This window comes from Kitasatospora albolonga (assembly GCF_039535905.1).
In the GTDB taxonomy this organism is placed as follows: Bacteria; Actinomycetota; Actinomycetes; order Streptomycetales; family Streptomycetaceae; genus Kitasatospora; species Kitasatospora albolonga.
Map to the genome: position 1 here is coordinate 38,605 of NZ_BAAAYB010000050.1, position 23,416 is coordinate 62,020.

Genomic DNA, 23,416 nt, shown 5'->3' on the forward strand with positions numbered 1-23,416 from the left:
ACCACGCGCCCGGGTGGCGGCGACGAGGGTTCGCGTGTCGTCGGGCAGCGGCACGAGTCCGCAGTGCGGCGGCCCGCTGCACGGCGGCGCCCCACGCGCGTGGAGCAGCGTGCAGCTGCCGTATACGGAGCGGCGGGCGGCAGGTGATGCGACGTGATCCGGCCAGCGGACGGGCACCGGCTCGGCGGCGTGAGGGCGCCGTCAGTTCGTCCATGGCTGTGGGTCCTTCGGTGGTGCGCGAGCCCCGGCTGCGGCGGCCGGAGGGTGGGTGGACCGCGGCATCCTCCCACTCGGGTCACCGGTGTCGCTGCAGGGGTCGGCCGGATTTCCGGGGTGGTTTCTACACGGGCCGACCGGCCGTCCAGAGGGATGACGGCCGGTCCGGCCCCGCGGGGTCGCCGCGACCCGCTCCTTCACCGGGCGGTCACCGCGCTGACCCCAGACCCAGATGCGCTAGGCGGCGCAGGTATACGTACGGCCCAGGTGAGGCACGAGTCGCAGACGGCGCGTACGCCGCCAGAAGGAGCGAAGGCGGCGGGTCCCGGTCCGTGGCGACCAGAAGGACTGCCGGCAAGGCCAGGTTGATGAACGAGGCCGCGAGCGCGCCGTACCGCGCCGATCACCCCACGGCCGCGCGGACATCCGGCGGACGGTGACCAGGCGGCGGCCTCGCGCGGTGGCACGCCGAGCTCGGCGATCCGGTCTGCGCCTCGGCCTCGAAGATCACCGGGATCATCTTGTAGGTGGAGCCGTTGCCCAGCCCGGCCAGCACGAAGAGCGTGGTGAACCGGCCAGGAAGACCGGCAGCGAGCGCTCCGAGGAGGCGTACAGCACGCACCAGGGTGCGGCGGCCGATCCACGGCGAAGTCCACAGGGTGATCCGGGCGCCGCCCCAGCGGTCGGCCAGCAGCCCGACCGGGCGGATCAGCGAGCCGAGCAGCGGGCGCGACGAAGGTGAGGCTGGGCGGCTGCAGCGGGGTGGCGGCGAACTGGGCTCTGCAGCACCAGGCCGAAAGCGAAGCTGAAGCCGATGAAGAGCCGAAGGTGCCGATGTGAGAGCACCGACATCAGCCAGTGTGACGCTCCCTCAGCACCTCGCCAGCGCGCCGTTGTCGTTCTTCATCGCCGCCAGTTGTCCTATGAAGAGCGCGCCGCGAGGGTGCCGCGATCACGATCAGCCAGGCAGTGTAGCATTGCCGCAGCACCAGTCCCGGGGTCAGCTGTGGCCCCGCCCAGGTGATCACCGCTGAGCGAGCGACCAGCCGGATCACCGGCACCCGATGTTGCCGCCGCCCGAGCTTCGTTCAGCCCGAGCGCCCAGCCTTGCGGTGCTGCGGAAGAAAGGCGTTTGATGTTGAGTCATCGAGTGACGGCGAAGTTCGCGCCGAGCCCGGTGAGCGCGGCGAACCACCTCATGAAGGTGGTGGTATTAGTGTAGGAGGTCGGACTCCATCACGTACGCGGCGGCCAGTGCGGGCAGCAGCAGGAGCAGCCGCCGAGACCACCGTCCAGTTCCGCCCGCCGAAGCGGGCCACCGCCACGGTGTAGGGGATCCGGACGAAGGCGCCGACCAGGGTGGGCATCGCGACCAGGAAGAACTTACCGGCCGGGTCGATCCCGTACTTGGGCCCCATGAAGAGGACCATCACCGACCAGAGGCTCCAGATCGAGAAGCCGATGTGCTCCGAGAGCACCGAGAAGACCAGGTTGCGGTTGGCGGTCCGGCGCCCGGTCCGCTCCCAGAACGCCCGGTCCTCCGGATCCCACTCCTGGATCCAGCCCCGTCGCACCGCCGTGTCTCCACTCATCGCAACTCCCCTTGTGCAAGTTCGGCGCCCTGACCTGGACGACCCTAACGGGCCGGGATTTCCGGGGAGTTGTGGGTTGTGAACCGCCGGTACGGTCCTCTCACCGGGCCGCCCGGCGCGGTGTGAGACCGCCGAAACGCAAGAAGGCCGCCTCCTCGCGGAGTGCGGCCTTCGAGCGACATGGGTCTGTGGGATGCCGGGAATCGAACCCGGGTCCAGTGGAGTGGATTCAGGACTTCTCCGAGCGCAGTCCGCTGTGAGTTTCTCGGCCCTGGCAGTCACGCGGACAAGCCGCCAACAGCCCAGCCACTGTTTTTATTTTTCCGCCGACCCCCGTGGCCGGGGTGGCGGATGAGTTCCCTAGATTATGCCAGGATCCGGGTCGGGAACTCCCCGGGCTGACACCCATTCACTCTTGCTTAGGCAGCGAGAGCGAACTGCTGGGATCGCGCTTAGAGTTGGCGATTATTTTTTTGCGACAGATGGTTAACGAGATCACTTGCCGCGTTCCTCGGCTCGCTTCGCCTGTTTCGACGTCCTGTCGAAACGATCATCCCATGTTGAATTGACAAACAGCTCCGGCGGCGGGCCCTCCGGGGATGTTGCTCGGGCATAGTACGCGCAGGGCCCACCGGCCAGGGCAAGCGATTAACCCCGCTGGCGCTTCCGTGCCGCCGCGACGGCCCGGTCGGAAACTCGCGCGGTCCTGCTCTCTCGCGCAGGGTCTGCGCTGTTGTCCGATCCAGCTTCTTGCGAACGGCCGAGCGCAGCTCCAGCTTCACGCGCGGCCGTCGTGAAGTACAGGAGAGAGCCGGCACCAGGTGTGGCCGGTCTCCTCTGACTATCCGACTCGATCTTGCGATCTCGAGCTCGCGCAGCAGCAGCTTGCGCTTGCGCCGCAGAGGCGTCGGGTTCGTCATGTCCCCTGGGTGTACTCGGGGATGAACACGTTGTCGACCCACGCTTCGTGGCCCTGCACGTAGGCGTAACCGTCCACCAGGTTGGCCCGCCCCTCGCGGAGCGACTTCACCTCCGTGCCGGTCAGCACCATGCCGCATTCGTACGTGTCGAGGATGGTGTACTCGTGTCGCGGCCTTCTTGTTCTGCGCGATCAGCTTCTTTTCCCGTTGTCCTTAGCCATAGCACCGGGGCATTCTCGCACCTCGCCCGCCCGGTGGTCAGCCCATTTGGCGCGGCCCAGCCGGAGAGCACGGTGTCGGCGAGCCGGGTCACCGCCTCCGGGTCGCCGCCCGGCGGCTGGGGGACGTCCGGGGTGAGGCCGGTGCCGTCCGGCGAGCGGCCGGCCGGGGTGGCGTAGCGGCCGACGGTGAGTTCCAGGACGGCGCCGTCGGCGTAGGCGGCTGGGCTGCTGGACGGTGCCCTTGCCGAAGGTGCGGGAGCCGACCAGGACGGCGCGGCTGCGGTCTCTGGTAGCGCCCGGCGAGCAGTTTCGGCCGGCGCTCATGGTGCCTGCCTGTTCGCACCAGCACGTCCACCAGGGGCACGGTGGTGTCTCCGCCGCGCGCTGCGGTCAGCTCGCGCCGCTCGCCGCGCGCTCCTGGTACCGAGGCCACTGGCCGCCGTTCCAGGAAGAGCGAGGCGGTCCCCCACGGCCTGGTCCACCAGCCCGCCGGAGTTGCCGCCGCAGGGTCCAGCAGGACACGCCCGGGCGCCCGCGACGGCCTGCGCCATCCTCGTCGGCGGCACACACCGGGCGCGTGAAGCCGCGCACCGCGACCTTCACCACCCCGGGCCGCAGCTGCTCCACCGTTCACGTCCCGGGCGGCCAGCTCGTGGCTCCCGGCGCAGCGTCAGCTCACGGGCCGGCCAGCCCGGTCGGCGGACCGTCCAGCTCCACCGCCGTGCCGACCCTCGCCGCGCAGCCCGGCCACCACCTCGGTGACCGGGAGCCGGTCGGCCGGGGTGCCGTCGATGCCGAGCAGCACGTCCCCGGGTCCGCGATCCCGGCCTGCCGGTGGCGGGCCCGTCGGGGTGCACCCGGTCCACCGTGGTGGCCCCGTCCGCCGCCCGCCGCACCGAGAGCCCGACGCCGCGGTAGCGCCCCTTGGTCAGGTCGGTGTACTCCTCGGGGCGTGTAGTACGCGGCCCACGGGTCGCCCCCCTCGGCGACCCAGCCGCTCGGCCTGCTGCCGGGACAGCGACGCCCCGGCCAGGTCACGCCCGGCCAGGGCATCGGAGGAGGAGGTGGGCGGGCGCCCGTTCGGCCGGAGCCCCGCTCCAGGCCCCGGTGACCGCCCCGGTGAACAGCACGGCGCCGAACGCCAGGGAGGGCACAGCTCCCTGGCGCACTCCCCGCACGCAGAGTCACCGGCATGGCAAGGGAGTCTAGGCGCACTGGCCTGAGGGGGCGTCAGACCTCAGGTACTTCCGGGAGGGTGATGAACGCCGCGATGCGGCCATCCCCATGCCGACCACGACCAGCAGCGGGATGACGGTGAGCACCGAGGAGAGCCCGATGAAGTGGATGAACTGCACCCGCTGGGCCAGGAACTCCTGCACGAAGAAGTGCCCGCCGAGCAGCAGCCCGGAGGCCAGCACCGCACCGAGCAGCGCGGCGAAGGCCGCCTCCGCGATGAACGGCATCTGCACGTAGAAGTTCGAGGCACCGACCAGGCGCATGATCCCGGTCTCGCGCCGTCGCTGAACGCGGACACCCGGACGGTGTTCACGATCAGCAGCAGGGCAGACGAAGAGCATCAGCACATGATCACGACGCGGCGGTCTGCAGACCGTTCAGCAGGCCGAACAGGTTCATCCTAGGATCTTCCGCTGGTCCTCGACCGACTTGACGCCCGGCTCTTCCGTGCGAAGGCGCTCTGCACCACGTCGTACTTGGTCGGGTCGTTCAGCTTGACCCGCCAGGACTGCGGCATCGCCTCCGGCACCCACGGCGCGGCGAGCAGCGGGTTGTCCGGGTTGGTCTCCTTCCAGGCGCTTGTACGCGTCCTGCGAGCTCTCGAAGGTGGAGCTCTGCACCAGCTGGGTCATCTTGTCCAGCTGGCCCTTGACCTCGGCGATCTGCTGGTCGGTGGCGGCACCCGCCGAGCACTGGGCGGAGGTCTTGGCGTCCGACTTGGTGTCAGAAGTAGATGCTCACCTCGACCTTGTCGTACCAGTACCCCTTTCATGGAGTTGGCCTGGTCGCGGACGAGCAGCGAGGCGCCGGCGAGGGCGAGCGATAGCGGCGACGCTGACCACGACCGCGATGGTCATGGTCAGGTTGCGGGCGGAGACCGACGCCGATCTCCGACAGGACGAACTGGGCGCGCATGGCGTTACTCCAGGGGCGGCAGGTGGAACGGGCACGGCGGACGGGGCGTCGGGTGGCTCAGTTCTGGTTAGCCGTAGACGCCGCGGGCCTGGTCGGAGGACGCAGCAGCCCCTTGTCGAGCTCGTGATCACACGCGCTTGCGCATCTGGTCGACGATGGCCTGGGTCGTGCGTGGCCATCAGGACCGTGGTACCGGTGCGGTTGATCGCGGTCGAGGCAGCTTCATGATGCCGACCGAGTTCTGCGGTCGAGGTTTCCGGGTGGGCTCGTCCGCGATCAGCAGCATCGGCCGGTTCACGAAGGCCCGGGCGATCGCCACGCGCTGCTCTGCTCACCACCGGAGAGCTCACCGGGCATCCGGTCCTCCTTGCCGCCGAGCCGACCAGGTCGAGGCACCTCGGGCACCACCTTGTTGATGTGCGCTCTTCGGCATTGCCGATGACCTCCAGCGCGAAACGCGACGTTCTGCGCGACGGTCTTGTTTCGGCAGCAGGCGGAAGTCCTGGAAGACGGTGCCCAGCTGACGCCGCATGTGCGGCACACCTTCCAGTTGGACAGCTTGCCGAGGTCCTTGCCCAGCACGTGGACCGCGCCGGTGCTCGGGCGCTCCTCGCGCAGGCAGAGCCTCAGGAAGGTCGACTTGCCGGAGCCGGACGAACCGACCAGGAAGACGAACTCGCCCTTCTCGATCTCCAGCGAGACGTTGTCCAGGGCCGGACGGTTCTGCTTGGGATAGGTCTTGGAGACGTTGTCGAATCTGATCACGGCTGCATCACGGGGGCCATCCTAGGTGGGTCAGGACTCGGACCCTACGCGAAGCCCTCCGGGCCCGCAGGCACTGTCCGGGGGTTCACCTGGGATTTGGCGAGAAATATCCCGTTCTGCCCGGATAAGTGCGACCCATGTCACAGCCCGGCATGCGGTTGAGCGGTCGGCGAACGGGGAGGACGGGCCGGAACGGGCGGAACCTGGCACAGTGGTAGCTGAGAGCGCCCCGTCCAGGGCCGTCCGAGGAACCGGAGGCCCGTCCGGCGCGTTGCAGTAACCAGCAAGGAGGAGATCGCATGACTTGCGACCATCTGGTGTGCGCCAACTGCAACGGCCGCGTGATGTGACGGCCGCTGCCCGGTCGGCCGCGCCAACCGGGCCCGGCTGCAGGACCAGCAGGGCCCGTTCGTCCCGCGCTGTCGCCCACGGGCGCTGCTCGCGCTGATCGTCGGCCTGCTGGCGGTGGCGCTGATCGCCCGTCAGGCCCTGGCCTGACCGACCCGCACGCGAAAGGGCCCCGGGAACTCCCGGGGCCCTTTTCGGTGCGTCCTTACGCGGCGGCCTCGCGCTGCTTCCGCCAGCGGATGCCGGCCTCGATGCTGTGCTTGATCTTCATCGAGGCCGGCATCCTTACCGATCACGCGGCGGCTTCGCGCTGCTTCCGCCAGCGGATGCCGGCCTCGATGAACCGTCGATGTCGCCGTCCAGCACCGACTGCGGGTTGCCGACCTCGAACTCCGTCCGCAGGTCCTTGACCATCTGGTACGGGTGCAGCACGTACGACCGCATCTGGTTGCCCCAGGACGAGCCGCCGTCCTTGAGCGCGTCCATCGCGGCGCGCTCCTCCTGACGGCGCCGCTCCAGCAGCTTGGCCTGGAGGACGTTCATCGCCGAGGCCTTGTTCTGGATCTGCGAGCGCTCGTTCTGGCAGGAGACCACGATGCCGTCGGCAGGTGGGTGATCCGGACCGCGGAGTCGGTGGTGTTGACGCCCTGGCCGCCGGGGCCGGAGGCGCGGTAGACGTCGACGCGCAGCTCGCCCTCGTCGATGTCGACGTGGTCGGAGGTCTCGACGACCGGGAGCACCTCGACGCCGGCGAAGGAGGTCTGCCGGCGGCCTGGTTGTCGAAGGGCGAGATGCGGACCAGGCGGTGGGTGCCCTGCTCGACCGAGAGGGTGCCGTAGGCGTAGGGCGCCTTGACGGTGAAGGTCGCGGACTTGATGCCGGCCTCTTCGGCGTACGAGGTGTCGTAGACCTCGGTCGGGTAGCCGTGCCGCTCGGCCCAGCGCAGGTACATGCGCATCAGCTGCTCGCGAAGTCGGCGGCGTCCACGCCGCCGGCCTCGGCCCGGATGTTGACCAGGGCCTCGCGGGCGTCGTACTCGCCCGAGAGCAGGGTGGCGGACCTCGAGCTCCTCGACCGCCTTCTGCACCGACGTCAGCTCTGCCTCGGCCTCGGGCGCGGGTGTCCGCGTCGTCCTCGGCCTCGGCGAGCTCGAACAGCACGCCGAGGTCCTCGACCCGGCCGCGCAGGGTCTCGAACTTGCGGACCCTCGCCCTGGAGGAAGGAGAGCCGGCTGGTCACCTTCTGGGCGTTCGCGACGTCGTCCCAGAGGGCCGGGGCGGCTGCCTCCTCCTCCAGAACGGCGATGTCGGGCCCGCGGATCTTGTCCAGGTCGAGGACGGGCCTCGATCGACCCCATGGTCGTTTCGAGGGACTTGAGCTCTTCGGAAGGATCGACGGCTGCCACGCCACCAGACTAATGGTTCGGCGGGCCCGGCTGCGCATGGGTATCCGTCACCCAGTGGATTCCCGCCGGTCGGGCGCCGGAGGTGTGCCGTTCCCGGGGCGAAGGCGGAGTACGCGGCGGCCGCGCCGGCCAGCAGCAGCACCGCCGCGATCAGCAACCGCGTAGAGCCGGCGGCGGCGCACCAGCGCCCGGCGGCCCTTGCGGTGTTCCGGCCGGAGCGGCCTCGCGGCGCTGGGGCCTGCGATTCGGCGGCGTAGGAGGCGAGTTCGCGGTCGGAGGGGCGGCGCAGGCTGGTGTGGGTGTCGCGGGTGGAGTCCGGCAGCGGGGCCTGGACCAGCGGGACGGCCGGGCCGCGCCGGCGGCGGTGGGTGCCGGGGCCGGCGTCCACTTCGGTGTAGACCCGCCTCGCGCCCGGGGTGAGCGGGGGCTCGGCCTCGGCGCGCTCGCGGGGGGCAGCTGCGCAGGCCGACACAGGTCACGGAGCTGCTCGCGCAGCCGGGTGGCCAGCTCGGCCGCGCGCAGCCGGGAGGCCGGGGGCCTTGGCCAGGCACTCGGTGATGATCGGGACAGGCCCTCGGGCAGGCCGGGGACGGCCGGCACCTGCTCGTGACGTGCCGTCGGGAGCACCGCGCCGGTGTGGCCGGCCGCCGAACGGGGTGAAGCCGGTGAGCAGCTCGTAGAGCACGGTGGCCAGGGCGTAGATGTCGACCGCGGCGCGCGGCTCCAGCCCTCGATGATCTCGGGGGCGAGGTAGTCGGAGGGTGCCGATGATCCGGGTGGCCCGGGTGCGCCGGGGGCGTCACCAGGCGGGCGATGCCGCATCGTGTGGAGCTTGGCGCGCGGGGCGCCGCCGGGGCGCCGGGGCGGCCAGGTCCAGCAGCACGTTCTCGGCTTGACGTCGTCCGTGTGGACGATCCCGGCGGCGTGCGCGGCGGCCAGGCCGTCGGCCACGTCGGCGATCACCGAGACGGCGACGGCAGGGCCAGCGCGCCCTCGCGCTCCAGCCGGAGCGCAGTCGGTGCCCTGACAGCTCCATCACCAGGGCTGTAGAGTCGTCGCCGGTCCACCACCATGTCGCGTAACCTCTCGCCACGTTGGGTGTCGAGGCTGTGTCAGCGCGGCGCGCTCCTGGACGAAGCTGCCGGACAGCACCTGATCGGATGCCAGGTCCTCGCGCAGCAGCTTGACTGCCACCGGTCGGGGCCCTCACCGAGCCACACGGTCACCGGCGGACCCCGCCGATCACCTGCTTGACGGTGTACCTGTGCTGGCCGATCTGCGTTGCCATGCTGCTGCTCCGTAGGCGGCGGGAGCGTCGCTGCCCTTCTGCGCGCTCGGTAGGTCGGTGCTTCAGCACCCAACCTACGCGCGCCGAGGGCCGTCTCGGTGAGGACGCGATCGGCCCGGAACAGCCCTCAGGGGCATGAAAAATTCGTGAATTGTCGACAAGTCGCCAATCACTGCCTCGCGGGCTGACGGCCCGGCGCTAACTGCTCGTCAGGCTGCTGACCCAAGTTTCGCTCGCGTCGGCGAACAGCCGTTCACGTCTCCCACCAGACGGGCAGGTCGGTGAAGTTCCACAGCGTCCACGGCTGGCCAGGGCCAGCACCACGTGACCATCAGACAGCCCTTCAGGCAGCCCAGGCCCGGGATGTACATCGTGTTCCGGCTGCGCCGGCCGGCTCGCGCTCGCCTAGCCGCGCGGGCTCGGGCTCGCGCTGCACGCGGGTGCGGGGGCTCCTGGCGGCGCGGCGGGCCGGCTCGGGGGCGCGGCGGACCGGCCGGGCGGGCGGCGGTGCGCCTGCTGTGTATGCGGCGGCTGTGCTGCTGCTGGGGGTGGCCGTAACCGGGCTGCGCACTGCTGCTGCGGGTACCCGTACCCCGGCTGGGGCTGCTGGCGTCCCTGGTACGGCGGCGGGGCCACCGGCTGGCGCTTGTTGTAGCCGACCGGGCGGCTGCGGTGCGGGGTCGCCCTGCGGCGGGCCGGCTGCGGTGGGCATGCGGCTGGTGGGGCTGCGGCTGGTCGGGCGGGTAACGTGCGAGTACGCTGCGCGCGGCTGGTAGCCCTGCGGGGCCGGGGCGGCTGCGGGTGGACTGTGGGCTGCGGCGCCACCTGCGGGGCGGGGCCAGTCGTCCTGGCGCCGTAGTCGCCGGGGGCGAAGACCTCGGTCTGCTTGTGGTTGCGGTCGCCGGCGACCCTGGAGCTGCGGCTCTGCCAACTTGGCGCTGTTCGGCTGCTCGCCGGCGCGGCCGAGCGGAGCGACGTGCACGAGTCGGCGCCGGTGGTGCACGGCGCGTGCATCGCCGGGGTCTGCGGCATCAGCGGCGGTGCGCGTCGGCAGGCGCCGAGCGGCGGGGCGCGCCCTGAGTTGGGCCTCATCAACCGGTGGCGGCGCCGTGCGTCGTATCTGCCCGAGGGCAGCCACCTGGTCTGCTCTGCGCCAGATGTCTGGGTCGCCGTGATGGAGGAGATCGCGAGACTGGAGCCGGCCCCGGCACGGAGCGAGGCGTCGGTGCTCGGTCGGGCGCGGTGGCCCGGTGGGCCGCGGTCCGGCGGAGCAGCTCGCCGACCGCGAAGGCGCCGTCGCGCCTGGTCCGGCGAGGCGTAGCACGCGATCCGCGCGTCCACCACACCGCAGCGGCTGGGCAGCGCCACGGACGACTGGGGCGCTCGGCGCGATCCTATCGCGCAGCAGCGCTCATGATCACCGTCCAGAGCGGCTACGGTGCACGGTGCGCGGCGCTCGGGTCCTGGCGCCGAGGTGCAGCCTGGAGGCCATCGCCCACCGGGTGTGTCCCCTGGAACGGGGCGCCGGCCGCGTGGTCAGCTCGTCTACAGCATGATGCTCCGGCTGCCGTAGACGTCCACCGCGAGGTCTGCGGGCGGCCGTACGGCGGGACGTCGGGCGCTGTAGGCGGGGTGCCTTGACGAACTCGTGGCTGCGGGTGATGCCGGGGAGTCGGCGAGCCGGCGACGCCAGAAGTCCGGTGAGACATTACGTGGTGCATCGCTGCTCGGCGCCGTCCACGGTGGTGAGGCGTAGCAGCACGTTTGCAGGGGCTTTGATGGTCGCGGTGCACCACCCTTGCTCGGCGCAGTGGCGTATGCCAGGCGCGACGCTGCGTCGGTGGCAGTGCTGGGCGGTCATCAGCAGGCGCGCCGGCGTATGCGGGACTGAACGGACCGTGTTCCCAACCGCGCAGTGTTAGGTGGAACAGCGGTCCGGGTGGCGCCTAGACACCAGGCTCCGCACAGGGCCAGCAGCTCTGCACGCTCCACCAACAGCGATCGCGGACCGTCGACGATGTTTGGGGTCGGGTCAGCCAGGAGCAGGGCACAGGAGCGCCTCGCGTCAGGAAGAGCGCATCACACGTCCGGGTCGGCGGAGCCAGCTCCGCTCGCGCACGTATCCTGATCGCCACGGCACGTGCACCGGCTCGATCCCTCGGCACGACCACGTCCTCGCGCACCCGGGCACGCCAGACGGTGCCGGTGGCCCCTCCGTCCGAGGGCCTCCTCAAGCATGTACTTGCTCCGACTGGCCGCACGCTGTCTCCTCGGTACTACTGCGGCTACTGCAGCTCGCCGTGGTTTCGCAACTCTAAACGGCGCGTCAGGTTTCGACGGCGCCGACTGTGACCGCTCCCGGCGAGGTGACTCGACGGGCGTCGCTCCACCATGCGATCATCGCAAGATCGTCGATCGGGTGCCGGGCGCGCAGTGTCACCAGTAGTGCAGGATGACAGGCACCACTCTTGTGGCCCAGCAACGGGCATCACTGAAGGGAGTGCGCGATGCAGACTCGCGCTACACTGTCCTCCGAGCGCGCAGCGGACCGGCAGCCGCGGAACGGCCACGCGTCCTCGGTCACGGCCCGTCGGTACGGCGCTCGGCGCCTGGTCGCGGGGGCGGTTTTCTGGGCCCTCGCCGGTGCCGGTGGGCGTGCGCGGCCCGCGACTTCCGCGAGCCCATGTGCACCTGTACGCGGGAACGCGGATCGTACGAGCAGACGCTCGCACCACCCCGCTGCTCGACGGCGCGGGCTCTCGCTCAACGAGCCCGCCCACGGACGCGACCAGTGACGACGCCCGGCCCGGCCGAGCTCGCGCACGTCACCGGCGGCCCCGGCACGCGGCGGCGTGCCACCGCCCCATGACACGGGACGGGTCACCATCGGCGCTCCCGCGCGTCCGACGTCCGCTGACGACCGGACGTCTCACGGCTGCACCTACTCAGCTCCAGCTCTCGGACGCCACGTGCGTCCGGGACCTGGCCGTCCACCACGGCACCGTGCTGGACGGCGCTTCCTGCGCGACGAGGCGGTCGAGCTGCGCCCAGCGGACGGCCTGAGATCCGGAATCGGCGAGATCCACCCTGCTGGTCACACCAGACCCCGAGACCAGGGACGCAACCAATTTTGCACACGCAACCGACGGCCTCGGCCGCGCTCAGCTAGGCGCCACGCGTCAGCCCCAGTCGTCACGGCCGCCGCCGCGCCGCAACGCGCCACCGAGCCCCGGTCGGCGGCCGCCGCTCGCTGTCTCCGCCGCGACGCCCGGCCGAGCCCGCACGAGGCCACAGCCGCGCCCTAGCAGCACGACCGCCGTCGCGAGCCGCCAGGCGCGCCAGCGCGCAGCGCTGGCCGACCGGCCGCCTGCGCTCACCGCGCTCGGACGCCGGCCACCGCTCTGGGCAGCAGCGGCCCGCACACCGGACGCGCTCACCTCCGGCCGGCACCGCGACTCCGGGCGCCCCGGCACCGCGCACCGCTGCTGCCGCCGTCCCCGTCACCGTGGACCTGCAGACCGCCGCAGCCTGCTCGCGGGCCGCGCCCCCGGTCTGGCCGGCCTGGCCCTTGCGCGCGCGCGCCCAGCTCGCCGCTGCTTGCACCCTGCCGAGCTGCGTCTCAGCCTGGTGTGTGGCCGACGGCCGACGAGGCCACTCGCCGACTGCGCTACCTGGGCCTCCTGGCTGCGTGCACCTGGAGCCGACTGCACGGTCAGGAAACTCGCGCACTGACTGGCTCGGGTTCGCCACCGAGCAGACCGAGCGCACGGCCTCACCGAGCTGCCGCCGGTGCGACTAGCGCGCGGAGACGGCCTGCACGACGAGTCGGGCGGCGCGGACTGACGGACCGCGGCACCACCGTGCTGCTGCTCGACGCGCCCCTCCACCACCTGCGCCGCGCGAGGCGCTACGCCGTCCTGCCGGAGAAGGCCCGGACTCGGCAGTACTTCCCGGTCTGCCTGGCGAGACCGCAGGCGCTGCCCGCCGGTATCGTCGCGCGCCACCGCGTGGTCACCGGCGAGGTCGACACCCAGCTCACCTAGTACCGCCGCTGCGGCGGCCGCGAACTGGTCGCGACTCGCCGGACGCGTCTCCCCCGCCTGGGCGAGCGCGCTGGCGCGGTGCTGCGGCAAACGCTGCGCCGAGGCCTCCTCGGTCTCCCGCGGCCGCTGCCGCGAGCAGCTGCGGCTGCATGGACCTGCTCACAGCCGACAACGTCACCCCGCTCACAAGCTGGCGCCCCGCTGCCGCCGCTGCCGGCGGCCCCGGCACCGCCACCGCCCTGCTCGGCACCGGCCGGGAACGAGACCTGCTGTCGACCGTCGCCGACCGGACGAGCCCAACGGCACCGCACCTGCTGATCGGCGGCGGACCCGCACAGGTCACCGGCAGACCGAGCTGGCTGCGCACCCTAGGTCAGCCTCTCGACCGTCTCCGCAGCAGCCGGGCTAGCCGCGGAATCACACGGTGCGTCGACGGCGCAGGCGGCGGCACTCCGAGGTCTCCGCCCGGGCTGGCGGACCAGTTTGCACCGACCTGCCGCAGGTCACCGAGCACGTGGACGCCGGGGCCGACCCGCGCCGCGCCCTGCTCGCCGCCGAGACCTGCTGGACGAACTCGCCCACCGAGAGGCGCTGTTCGACGGCCTCTCGTACACGCCTGGCACAACGCCCGGGCCGCCGTGCAGCCCGCCCCGGCCCTGGTGACGGCCGGCGGCGGCACCGCCCCGACGACGGCCCCCGGGTCGGCAGCAGCGCAAGACGGCCGACGTGCTCACCGCCCCGGCCCGGCTGTCGTGGTGGTGGACGACCTGGACGCGCTGCTCTCCCCCACCTCCCCGGCCGGCCGCCCGCTCAGCCGGCGCTGTCCGCCGTGGCCGAGCGCGGCGGCCTGCTCGGCGTCCACCTGGTGGCCGCCACCGGGCGCGCCGAGCTGGCGGTGGGCACCGCGCTGGACGAGAAACGCCCAGCTGCGGATCGCCCTGCGCACCGCCGACGGTCGACTCCGACCTGCTGATCCAACTCACCGACGCCGCCGCCCTCCCGAGGGCACGGGCCGCGCTACCTGCGCCGCCCGGACGGCGGGTGACGGCCTTCAGGCCGCCAAGGTCAGCGGCCGCATCCCCGCACGCCACCCTGCGCCCCACCGTGGTCGCCGTCGACCCGGCCCGCTCGGCGCCCCGCCGACCCGCCGCCGGTCCGCGAGCTGGGCAACGGCCGAACGACCTCGCCCTGTGGCCAGACGCCCTCCAGCGGCCGCCACCCTCGGGCCGGGTCCTGACGGTGTCTCAGGGGCGGTCGCCGCCTTGTCGACGACGCGCCCGCGGACCACCGCGTCCGCGCCTGGCCCAGCGGGCGCCGAGGTACTCGTAGCTGTCGCGGTCGAAGACCCACTCCACGGTGGCCTTGCCGTCCGGCAGCGCCACCCCGACACCGTGCCGGCCGAGCCCGTCCGTGACGTCCTCGTGCACCACCGCCCCGGGGATCAGCCCGGCCGCCCGGAACAGCGCCGCGCTCACCTCCGGTGTCGCGATCTGCTCGGCGACCAGCCGGTTGATCGCCTTGAAGGCGGCGTGCTCGGGGCTCTGGCCCTGCCCCTCGGTCTGAGCCTTGATCAGCGCGAGCAGCGCCGCCGGGTCGGTCGGCAGGGTGGCCACGTAGCGGTAGTTCGGGTGTTGACGCTGGCCGGCTCGTCCAGCGGGGTCAGCTCCCGCCGCCCGTACCGACTGTCGTCCAGCAGGGCGGGCCCGTTGCCGTCCACCGGCAGCCAGAGCTCGGCCTTCACCTCCGGGTCCTGCCGCTGCACGTAGACGTACTGACTGTCCTTCACCTCCTGCCGCGGCTTGGCCGCCGCCGCCGCGGCCGCCCGGTCCAGCACCACCGAGGCCGCCGAGGCGGTCCGGGGCGGCGCCCCCGGTGTTCAGCACCACGGTCAGCGCCAGCGCGCCCGCCAGCACAGGCACTGCGGCCCATCCGTAACGGCGGGTGGTGCTCCTGGGCTTCCGGCTGATCTCGCTCATCAGGTGTCCCCTCAACAGCTGGTGGCGGTCGGCGGGGAGCACCGGCTCGTGCTCGTGGTTCATCAGTTCTTCCCCTCTGACCGGACCGCTTCGACGCGGTCACTCCCTACCTGTCCGCGGCCGCGGTGAGGTTCCGTCAGTTCCTCCGCCGCCAGGTCGCGCAGCCGGGCCCGGGCCCGGGAGAGCCGGGAGCGGACGGTGCCGACCGGCACGCCGAGCGCCTCGGCGGCCGAGGCGTAGTCCAGCCCGGCCAGCACGCAGAGCTGGAAGACCTCGCGCTCGCGGCGGCGCAGCCGCTCCAGCGCGCGCTTGGCGGCGGCCAGCCGGGCGCCGTCGTCCATCCGGCCGACCAGCTCGTCGGCGAAGTCGGGCACCACCTCCCGGTCCGGCAGCCGGGCCAGCGCGGCCCGGTGGCGGCGGCCGGCCCGGGTGGTGTTGCGCAGCACGTTGGTGGCGATGCCGAACAGCCAGGGCCGCACCGACCCGCCGTCCTCCTCCAGCTTCCCGCGCAGCCGCCAGGCCTCCAGGAAGGTCAGCGAGACGGCGTCCTCGGCGGCGGCCCAGTCCCCCAGCGTCCGTACGGCATACCCGTACACCCCCTGTGCGTGTTCGTCGAAGAGCTGCCCGAAGGCGCTCTGGTCCCCGGCGCGCAGCCGGGCCCGTAGTGACAGTTCCACGCCCCTACCTGTCCGCTCGCGCCCCCGGGTTCCGACCAGGGATGCCGCGAGGGCGGTACCGGCAGGGAAGCCGGTACCGCCCTCGCGGTGAACTGTCGGACCGTCAGACGCCCCGTGCGGAGCAGGGTGCGGATCACCCGCATGGCGACCGAGAGGCTGGACAGCTCGTAGTTGTCCGAACCCCTTATGTCGTCGAGGGTGGTCTTGGCCCGGCTCAGCAGGGTCGAGTTGAGCTCGGCCCAGGCCGCGTACCGCTCCTCGGGCGTGGAGCCCTCGGTGCCGCAGGACAGGATGTCCGCGGTGAGCGCGGAGTGCGCGGCGAACAGGTCCTCGCGGATCGCGGCGCGGGCCATCGAGGACCAGCGGTCGTCGCGCGGCAGCTCGATGATCCGGTCCAGCAGGTGGGTGATCTGCAGGCGGTCGGCCAGGTCGTAGTAGAGCTCGGCGACGTCGGTCACCTCGCTGCCGCTGCGGTCCGCGACGCCGACGATGTCCAGGGTCGGGAAGGCGGAGGACAGACCCGCGATCCGCAGCGCCAGCTCCTCCGGCACGCCGGCCTCGGCCAGCTCCCGGTGGACGCCCTCGAACCAGGTGAGGTCCTCGCCGCGCAGCGGCTTGGGCAGGCTGTCCCAGACCTGGTCGACCCGGGACTGGAAGAACTCGATGGTGCCCTGGATGTCCAGCGGCTGGCGCCGGTTGTTGAGCATCCAGCGGGTGGCCCGCTCGACCAGCCGGCGGGTGTGCAGGCGCATCTTGGTCTGCACCCGCGCCGGGACGGCGTTGTCGAGGCCCTCGACGTCCGACCAGATCCGCTCCAGGCCGAAGACCGCGCGCGCCGCCGCGTGGGTGCGGGCGATCTCCTCCATGGTGGCGCCGGTCTCCTCGCGGAGCCGGAAGGCGAAGGTGCAGCCGCCGCGGTTGATCGTGTCGTTGACGATCAGGGTGGTGATGATCTCGCGGCGCAGCGGGTGCTGGTCGATCGCCTCGGCGAACCGGGCCCGCAGCGCGCTCGGGAAGTACTCGTGCAGCGCGGTGCGGAAGTACGGGTCGTCGGGGAGCTCGGTGGCGAGCAGCTCGTCGGCCAGGGTGATCTTGGTGTAGGCGAGCAGCACCGAGAGCTCGGGCTGGGAGAGCCCGCGCCCGCCGGCCGCCCGCTCCTTGATCTGACGGTCCGTCGGCAGGAACTCGATGGCCCGGTCCAGCTGGCCGTTGCCCTCCAGGCGGTTGATCATGCGGGCGTGCACGTCGACCATCGAGAGGGCCTGGGCGACGGCGTTGGCCAGCACCACGTTCTGCGCGTAGTTGTTGCGCAGCACCAGGTGGCCGACCTCGTCGGTCATCTCGGCGAGCAGCTTGTTGCGCTGCTTGACCGTCATGTCGCCGTCGGCGACGACCTGGTTGAGCAGGATCTTGATGTTGACCTCGTGGTCCGAGGTGTCCACGCCGGCCGAGTTGTCGATGGCGTCGGTGTTGATCCAGCCGCCGGTGCCCTCGGGGCCGCCGGTCGAGGCGTACTCGATGCGGCCGAGCTGGGTGCAGCCGAGGTTGCCGCCCTCGCCGACCACCCGGGCCCGGACCTGGCCGCCGTTGACCCGGATCGCGTCGTTGGACTTGTCGCCCACCTCGGCGTTGGTCTCGGCGGAGGACTTGATGTAGGTGCCGATGCCGCCGTTCCAGAACAGGTCCACCGGGGACTGCAGGATCGCCTTCATCAGCTCGGCCGGGGTGAGCTTGGACTCCTCGATGCCGAGCCGCTCGCGCACCTGGGCGGAGAGCTGGATCGACTTGGCGGAGCGCGGGAAGACGCCGCCGCCGGCCGAGATCAGGCTCTTGTCGTAGTCGTCCCAGGAGCTGCGCGGGACGTCGAAGAGCCGGCGCCGCTCGGCGAAGGAGACCGTCGCGTCCGGGTTCGGGTCCAGGAAGATGTGGCGGTGGTCGAAGGCGGCCACCAGCCGGATGTGCTCGCTGAGCAGCATGCCGTTGCCGAACACGTCACCGGACATGTCGCCGATGCCGACCACGGTGAAGTCCTCGGTCTGGGTGTCGTGGCCCAGCTCGCGGAAGTTGCGCTTGACGGACTCCCAGGCGCCGCGCGCCGTGATGCCCATGCCCTTGTGGTCGTACCCGGCGGAGCCGCCGGAGGCGAAGGCGTCGCCCAGCCAGAAGCCGTAGCTCTCGGCCACGCCGTTGGCGATGTCCGAGAAGGTCGCGGTGCCCTTGTCGGCGGCGACCACCAGGTAGGTGTCGTCCTCGTCGTGGCGGACCACCTCGGACGGGTGCACGACCTCGCCGGCCACCAGGTTGTCGGTGATGTCCAGCAGCGCCGAGATGAAGGTCTTGTACGAGGCGATGCCCTCGGCCAGCCAGGCGTCGCGGTCCACCGACGGGTCCGGCAGCTGCTTGGCGACGAAGCCGCCCTTGGCGCCGACCGGGACGATGACGGTGTTCTTGACCATCTGGGCCTTGACCAGGCCGAGGATCTCGGTGCGGAAGTCCTCGCGCCGGTCGGACCAGCGCAGACCGCCGCGGGCGACCTTGCCGAAGCGCAGGTGCACGCCCTCGACCCGGGGCGAGTAGACCCAGATCTCGAAGGCCGGGCGCGGGGCCGGCAGGTCCGGGATGGCCTTGGGGTCGAACTTCATCGACACGTAGGAGTGCCGCTCGCCGTCCGAGGCGTGCTGGAAGAAGTTGGTCCGCAGGGTGGCCTTGATGAGGTGCAGGAAGGAGCGCAGGATGCGGTCCTCGTCCAGCGAGACGACCTCGTCCAGGGCGCCCGAGAGCTCCTCCAGGATGCCCTCGGTCAGCTCGGACGCACCCTGCTGGTGGCCGGGGCTGAGCCGGGCCTCGAAGAGGTTCACCAGCAACCGGGTGGTGTGGATGTTGTTGCGGAGCGCGTCCTCCATGTAGTCCTGGGAGAAGGTGCTCCCGGCCTGGCGGAGGTACTTGGCGTAGGCGCGCAGCACCACGGCCTGACGCCAGGTCAGACCGGCGGTGAGGACCAGCTCGTTGAAGCCGTCGTTCTCCGCCTTGCCGGTCCAGGTCGCCGAGAAGGCGTCCTGGAAGCGCTCGCGCGCCTCGTCGGTGAGGGCGGAGGCCTCGCGCAGGCGCAGGCCGAAGTCGTAGACCCAGGCCTTGGAGCCGTCCTCGCGGGTGAGCGCGTACGGGCGCTCGTCGAGCACCTCGACGCCCAGGCGCTGGAGCACCGGCAGGACCTCGGTCAGCGAGATCGGGCCGCCGACCCGGTAGATCTTGAAGCGGCGCTCGTCGTCGCCCGCGCCGACCGGCTGGTAGAGGTTGAGCCGGAAGTCGCCCTCGCCGCTCAGCGCCTCGATCTGCTTGAGGTCGGCCACGGCGGTGCGCGGCGGGAAGTCGGCGCGGTAGCCGTCGGGGAAGGCGTTGGCGTAGCGGCGGCCGAGTTCGGCGGCGCGCTCCTCGCCCAGCTCGACGTGCAGCTGGTCGTGGAAGCCGTCCATCCAGAAGCGCGCGGCCTCGGCCAGCTTGGCCTCGATCCGCTCCACCTCGGCGTCGGTCAGCGAGGGCAGCTCGCTGCCCTTGGCGACCCGGACGACGAAGTGCAGTCGGGTCAGCACCGACTCGGTGGACCAGACGGTGTACTCGATGTTCTCGCCGTTCAGCTCCTGCAGCAGCAGGTCCATCAGGCGCAGCCGGATCCGCGTGGTGTAGCGGTCGCGCGGCAGGTAGATCAGCGCGGAGAAGTAGCGCCCGTACTCGTCCTGACGGAGGAACAGCCGCAGCCGGCGGCGCTCCTGCAGGTAGAGCACGCTGGTGGCGATGGAGAGCAGCTGCTCGGCCGGGGTCTGGAAGATCTCGTCCCGGGGGAAGGTCTCCAGGATCTGGAGCAGGTCGCGGCCGTCGTGGCTCTCGTTGGCGAAGCCGGAGCCGGCCAGCACCTCCTGCACCTTGCGGCGGACCACCGGGATCCGGGTGACCGACTCGGTGTACGCGGCCGAGGAGAACAGGCCGAGGAAGCGGCGCTCGCCGATCACGTTGCCCTGGGCGTCGAAGCGCTTCACGCCGACGTAGTCCAGGTAGGCCGGGCGGTGCACGGTGGACTTGCTGTTGGCCTTGGTGAGGACCAGCAGCTTCTTCTCGTGCGCCTTGGCCCGGACCGGGGCGGACATCCGGCCGAAGGCCTCGGAGACCGGGTGGTGGTCGGTGTCGTGGCTGAGCGGGTCGGAGCGCAGGATGCCGAGGCCGGTGCCGGGGACGGCCCGCAGCACCTCCTCGCCCTCGTGCTCGGCCAGGTCGTACTCGCGGTAGCCGAGGAAGGTGAAGTGGTCGTCGGCCAGCCAGCGCATCAGCTCCCAGGCCTCGCCGACCTCCTGCTCGGCCAGGTGGGCCGGGGGCTCCTCGGCCAGCTCGTCGGCCAGGCGCAGCGCGGAGTCGCGCATCTTGCCCCAGTCCTCGACGACCTCGCGGACGTCGCCGAGCACCCGGCGCAGGTTGGCCTCGATCGCGTGCAGGTCCTCGCGGTCGGTCTCGCGGTCGATCTCGATGTGCATCCAGGACTCGACCGTGGCGTCGGCGGGCCACTCGGTGCCGGCCGCCTGGCTGCGCGAGCAGGCGTCCAGGTCGAGGATCTCCAGCAGCTTGCCGGTCAGGTCACGGCGCACCACCAGCTGGGGGTGGATCACCACGTGGATGCCGCGGTCCTGGCGGGTCAGCTCGTTGGTGACCGAGTCGACCAGGAAGGGCATGTCGTCGGTGACGACCTCGACCACGGTGTGGCCGCAGGACCAGCCGTTCTCCTCCACCGTGGGGGTGTACACCCGGACCTCGGCGGTGCCCTGCGGGCGCTTCAGGCCGAGGCGGTAGTGCGAGGCCGCCGCGCCGTAGACGTCCACCGGGTCGCGGTCGACGAGGTCCTCGGGGGCGGTGTGGAGGTAGTAGTACCGCAGGTACGAGGCAAGAGCACCGTTGCTCAGGCCCTCCCCGGGTGCCGCTCCCCCCACCTGGCTGTTCTCAGCGGCTGCCGCTGCCTTGGTGAGCAGCTCGGCCTTGGCTGCGTCCAGCTTGGTCTGCATGGCTGTATGGCTCCTGTCGCGCGCCGTTGCGTGACTCGGTGATGGGTCCGGGTACACCGCCGGGTCTACCCGCAATCCTCCACCAGCACCGGAGGAAAGTGGCCCATGGCACGCATGAAGCGACCTTCGTCCGGGTAATGGTGACGGATTCGGCACCCGACGACGTCACTCACCCTAACCAAAGCCCAGCAGGGTGTCAGGGGACATGGAGGCAGAAAGCCGGACGAAGATCACACCGTCCTGGACACGTTGTCCAAACCGGCCGGTCACATGACGCGCCGTCAGACCTCGTCGGCCAGGACCAGTTCGACCGCCTCCGCCAGCGAGTCCACCACCGGGGCCCCGAGCCCCGCCAGCTTCTCCCGGGTGTGCGAACCCCCGGTGTACAGCACCGCACGCGCGCCCATCCAGTGGGCGGCCGCCGCGTCGTCCGCCGCGTCCCCGATCACCACGGTGCGCGCCGGGTCCTGGCCGAGCCGCTCCAGGTGCCGCTTCAGGTAGTCGCGCTTGCCCGTCCCGTACGACTCGCCGACCCGGCCGTCCACCCGGACGAAGTGCTCCTCGATCCCGCGGGCCCGCACCTGCGGCACCAGCCGGTGGTGCTCGTGCATCGACAGCAGCGACTGGCTGCGCCCGGCCGCCCGCCAGCCGGCCAGCAGCCCGGCCGCGCCCTCGGTCAGCCCGCAGGCGTCGCTGAGCTCCTGGTAGCGGTCCTGGAAGGCGGCGTCCAGCACCGTCCACTCGTCCCGGCTGGGCTCGCGGCCGAGCAGCAGCTCGTAGAACTTCGGGATCGGGAAGGTGTACAGCTCCCGGTACTGCTCCAGCGTGATCGGCGCCATGCCGAGCGTGGCGAAGGCCGCGTTGCTGGAGGCCACCACGGCCGCCATGTCGTGCAGCAGGGTGCCGTTCCAGTCCCAGACGATGTGCGTGCTCACCCAGGAACGGTACCCGCCGCCGCCGGCGCTCAGGCCCCGGGGGTCGAGCCGTCCGCCAGCAGCTCGCGCAGCACCCGGTCGACCTGGTGGTGCACGAGCTCGGTGCCGGGCGGCACCAGCTCCTCGGTGCGGCGGACCCACTCCGCCACGGTGGAGGCGTCGGCCTGGAGCAGCACGTCGCCCTCCAGCGAGCGGAGCATCACGGTGAGCAGGCCGCGGCCGCCGACGGTGCTCGGCCAGATCCGCACGTCCCCGCTGCCCGTGGCCCGGTAGACGCCCTCGGCCAGCAGCTCCCGGGCGAAGTACCAGCTGACCGGGGAGGCCGAGTGGACGTGGAAGGTGACGTGCACGGCGTACGGGTCGTCGGCCCGGTAGCCCCAGCCGGGCCCGGACCGGGATGCTGTCCTGGGGCGACACCAACAGGTCCATGGGTCAGGTCGCGCTCCAGCACGGTGCTCTCCATCTCGCGGCTCTCCATCTCGCGCTCTCCTCCGCTCGTCCCGGTCCGGCGCACTGAGAACGACGCCGGGAACGGGTCGGTACCGCGGATCCGCAACCCTGTAGGGGCAAACAGCGGTGGCCCGGCCGGTTCTGTCGGTGGCGACAAAAGCGCCGGACAGCCTTCCGGATGACACCGCGTCAACTCCGCGACACCGCCTCACCCCCCGAACGCCCGCCCGTCCGCCCACCCGTCCCGCCACCCCACCGTGCGGCCGCGCCCGGCCGGGCACGAACGGCCCCGGAGCGGCCGGGCCGCCGCTTCCTACCCTGACCGCTATGGACGCTCAACCGACCACGGTGCTGGGGGAATCGACCAAGCGGCTGGCCCGGATCCTGCTCGACGGCCTGCCGGAGCTGACCGAGGAGACGGTCCGCCGGATCCGCGAGGAGCTGAAGGTCTACCAGGACGCCGGCCCGCTGCCGTCCGGCCAGCTGCACGAGGCGGTCCGGGACAACCTGGCCTACTCCCTGCGCGGCCTCACCGGCGAGGAGATCACCCTGGAGGCCCCCCGGGTCACCGGGCGCCGCCGGGCCGAGCAGGGCGTGCCGCTGGCCATGGTGCAGACCGCCTACCGGCTGGGCTTCCGCTGCCTGTGGGAGCGGATGGTCGCCGAGGCCGAGCGCACCGGCGCGGCCAGCAGCGCCGACCTGGTCGCGATGGCCAGCGAGGTCTGGCGGTACAACGACGAGGTGGTGGGCGCCATGGTGGACGCCTTCAACGAGCGCACCGCCGCCCTCAAGATCCAGTGGGACCAGGAGCGTTCGGCCCTGGTGGACGTGGTGCTGCGCGGCGGCATGGGCAACCCCGGGCGGGTCCTGGAGGCCGCCGACATGCTCACCCTGCCCTACGACGGCACCTTCGCCGTGGTGGTCGCGCACGCCCCCGGCCTGGCCCGGCAGGCCCTGCCGGACATCGAACCCGCCCTGCGCAGCCACCAGATGGGCTCCGCCTGGCGCCTCACCCCCGACGCCCACATCGGCATCGTCTCCATGCAGGACGGCGCGGCGATGGAGCAACTGGTCGAGACGCTACGGCTCCAGACGGTCCGTCGGGCCGGGTGAGCCCCTGCTACTCCAGACTCGACCAGACCCCGCAGGCCCTCCACTGGCCCAGGTCGCGCTGGCCAGCGCGGCCCCCCGCTCCGAGACCGTCTCGGGTCTTCGACGCCTCCCCCGCTGCCGATGCTGGTGGTCAGCTCCCCTCCACCGCCTCCCGGATCGGCACCAGTGCTCGGCCCGCTGATGGACCTCCCGGAGAGCCAGCGCGAGCAGCTGCTCACCACCATGTCCACCTACTTCGCGGTGGCGGCCTCGGCCGACAAGGCGGGCAAAC

Annotated in this window: 15 protein-coding genes, 1 other RNA gene and 2 pseudogenes; 2 read left to right on the forward strand and 16 right to left on the reverse strand. The window is 71.8% G+C overall.

Annotated features, from left to right (window positions below; translation table 11 throughout):
• Nucleotides 1-619: 619 nt before the first annotated feature.
• The 10 genes and pseudogenes from ABD946_RS12430 to prfB form a co-directional block, all read right to left on the reverse strand.
• Entirely contained in the window at nt 620-838 is a 219-nt protein-coding gene (locus ABD946_RS12430; protein ID WP_345282961.1) for a hypothetical protein, read from the reverse strand.
• Nucleotides 839-1,412: 574 nt separating this feature from the next.
• Nucleotides 1,413-1,808 carry a hypothetical protein gene (locus ABD946_RS12435; RefSeq protein WP_345282963.1) on the reverse strand — a complete coding sequence of 132 codons (396 nt, stop codon included), beginning with the start codon at nt 1,806-1,808 and terminating at the stop codon, nt 1,413-1,415.
• A 189-nt stretch (nt 1,809-1,997) separates the two neighbouring features.
• Nucleotides 1,998-2,366, reverse strand: a transfer-messenger RNA (tmRNA) gene (ssrA, locus tag ABD946_RS12440).
• A 358-nt stretch (nt 2,367-2,724) separates the two neighbouring features.
• Nucleotides 2,725-2,859, reverse strand: a complete 135-nt coding sequence (locus tag ABD946_RS12445; RefSeq protein WP_345282965.1) for an SsrA-binding protein — start codon at nt 2,857-2,859, stop codon at nt 2,725-2,727.
• A 60-nt stretch (nt 2,860-2,919) separates the two neighbouring features.
• Entirely contained in the window at nt 2,920-3,273 is a 354-nt protein-coding gene (locus ABD946_RS42630) for a S41 family peptidase (protein WP_425558593.1), read from the reverse strand.
• A 346-nt stretch (nt 3,274-3,619) separates the two neighbouring features.
• On the reverse strand, nt 3,620-3,754 hold the full coding sequence (locus tag ABD946_RS12450; RefSeq protein WP_345282966.1) for a hypothetical protein: 135 nt from the start codon (nt 3,752-3,754) through the stop codon (nt 3,620-3,622).
• A gap of 400 nt (nt 3,755-4,154) precedes the next feature.
• A pseudogene (ftsX, locus tag ABD946_RS12455) lies at nt 4,155-5,100 on the reverse strand (permease-like cell division protein FtsX).
• A 178-nt stretch (nt 5,101-5,278) separates the two neighbouring features.
• Nucleotides 5,279-5,419 carry a hypothetical protein gene (locus ABD946_RS42635; RefSeq protein ID WP_425558594.1) on the reverse strand — a complete coding sequence of 47 codons (141 nt, stop codon included), beginning with the start codon at nt 5,417-5,419 and terminating at the stop codon, nt 5,279-5,281.
• A complete protein-coding gene (locus ABD946_RS12460; RefSeq protein ID WP_345282968.1) occupies nt 5,395-5,865 on the reverse strand; it encodes a cell division ATP-binding protein FtsE in 471 nt (156 codons plus the stop codon). The genes ABD946_RS42635 and ABD946_RS12460 overlap by 25 nt, the downstream gene beginning before the upstream one ends.
• A gap of 640 nt (nt 5,866-6,505) precedes the next feature.
• A pseudogene (gene prfB, locus ABD946_RS12470) lies at nt 6,506-7,618 on the reverse strand (peptide chain release factor 2).
• A 5,148-nt stretch (nt 7,619-12,766) separates the two neighbouring features.
• Between prfB and ABD946_RS12475 the strand changes: the two are divergent.
• A complete protein-coding gene (locus ABD946_RS12475) occupies nt 12,767-12,949 on the forward strand; it encodes a hypothetical protein (protein WP_345282970.1) in 183 nt (60 codons plus the stop codon).
• A 730-nt stretch (nt 12,950-13,679) separates the two neighbouring features.
• Here the strand turns inward: ABD946_RS12475 and ABD946_RS12480 are convergent.
• From ABD946_RS12480 to ABD946_RS12505, 6 genes are all read right to left on the reverse strand, one after another.
• Entirely contained in the window at nt 13,680-13,895 is a 216-nt protein-coding gene (locus ABD946_RS12480; protein ID WP_345282972.1) for a hypothetical protein, read from the reverse strand.
• 298 nt (nt 13,896-14,193) lie between these two features.
• A complete protein-coding gene (locus ABD946_RS12485; RefSeq protein WP_345282974.1) occupies nt 14,194-14,988 on the reverse strand; it encodes a CU044_5270 family protein in 795 nt (264 codons plus the stop codon).
• Nucleotides 14,988-15,521 (reverse strand): RNA polymerase sigma factor, encoded by a 534-nt coding sequence (locus ABD946_RS12490; protein WP_345282976.1) that lies wholly within the window; start codon nt 15,519-15,521, stop codon nt 14,988-14,990. Before ABD946_RS12490 ends, ABD946_RS12485 begins: the two co-directional genes overlap by 1 nt.
• The gene (locus ABD946_RS12495; RefSeq protein ID WP_345282978.1) at nt 15,458-20,647 is read right to left on the reverse strand and encodes an NAD-glutamate dehydrogenase; all 5,190 of its coding nucleotides are present in this window, start codon (nt 20,645-20,647) and stop codon (nt 15,458-15,460) included. Before ABD946_RS12495 ends, ABD946_RS12490 begins: the two co-directional genes overlap by 64 nt.
• A 281-nt stretch (nt 20,648-20,928) precedes the next feature.
• Complete coding sequence (locus ABD946_RS12500) at nt 20,929-21,582, reverse strand: HAD family hydrolase (protein ID WP_345281340.1); 654 nt, start codon at nt 21,580-21,582, stop codon at nt 20,929-20,931.
• Nucleotides 21,583-21,611: 29 nt separating this feature from the next.
• Nucleotides 21,612-21,932 carry an SsgA family sporulation/cell division regulator gene (locus ABD946_RS12505; protein WP_345282980.1) on the reverse strand — a complete coding sequence of 107 codons (321 nt, stop codon included), beginning with the start codon at nt 21,930-21,932 and terminating at the stop codon, nt 21,612-21,614.
• Nucleotides 21,933-22,359: 427 nt separating this feature from the next.
• Between ABD946_RS12505 and ABD946_RS12510 the strand changes: the two genes are divergently transcribed.
• Nucleotides 22,360-23,145, forward strand: a complete 786-nt coding sequence (locus ABD946_RS12510) for an RsbRD N-terminal domain-containing protein (protein WP_345282982.1) — start codon at nt 22,360-22,362, stop codon at nt 23,143-23,145.
• The last annotated feature ends 271 nt before the right edge of the window (nt 23,146-23,416 follow it).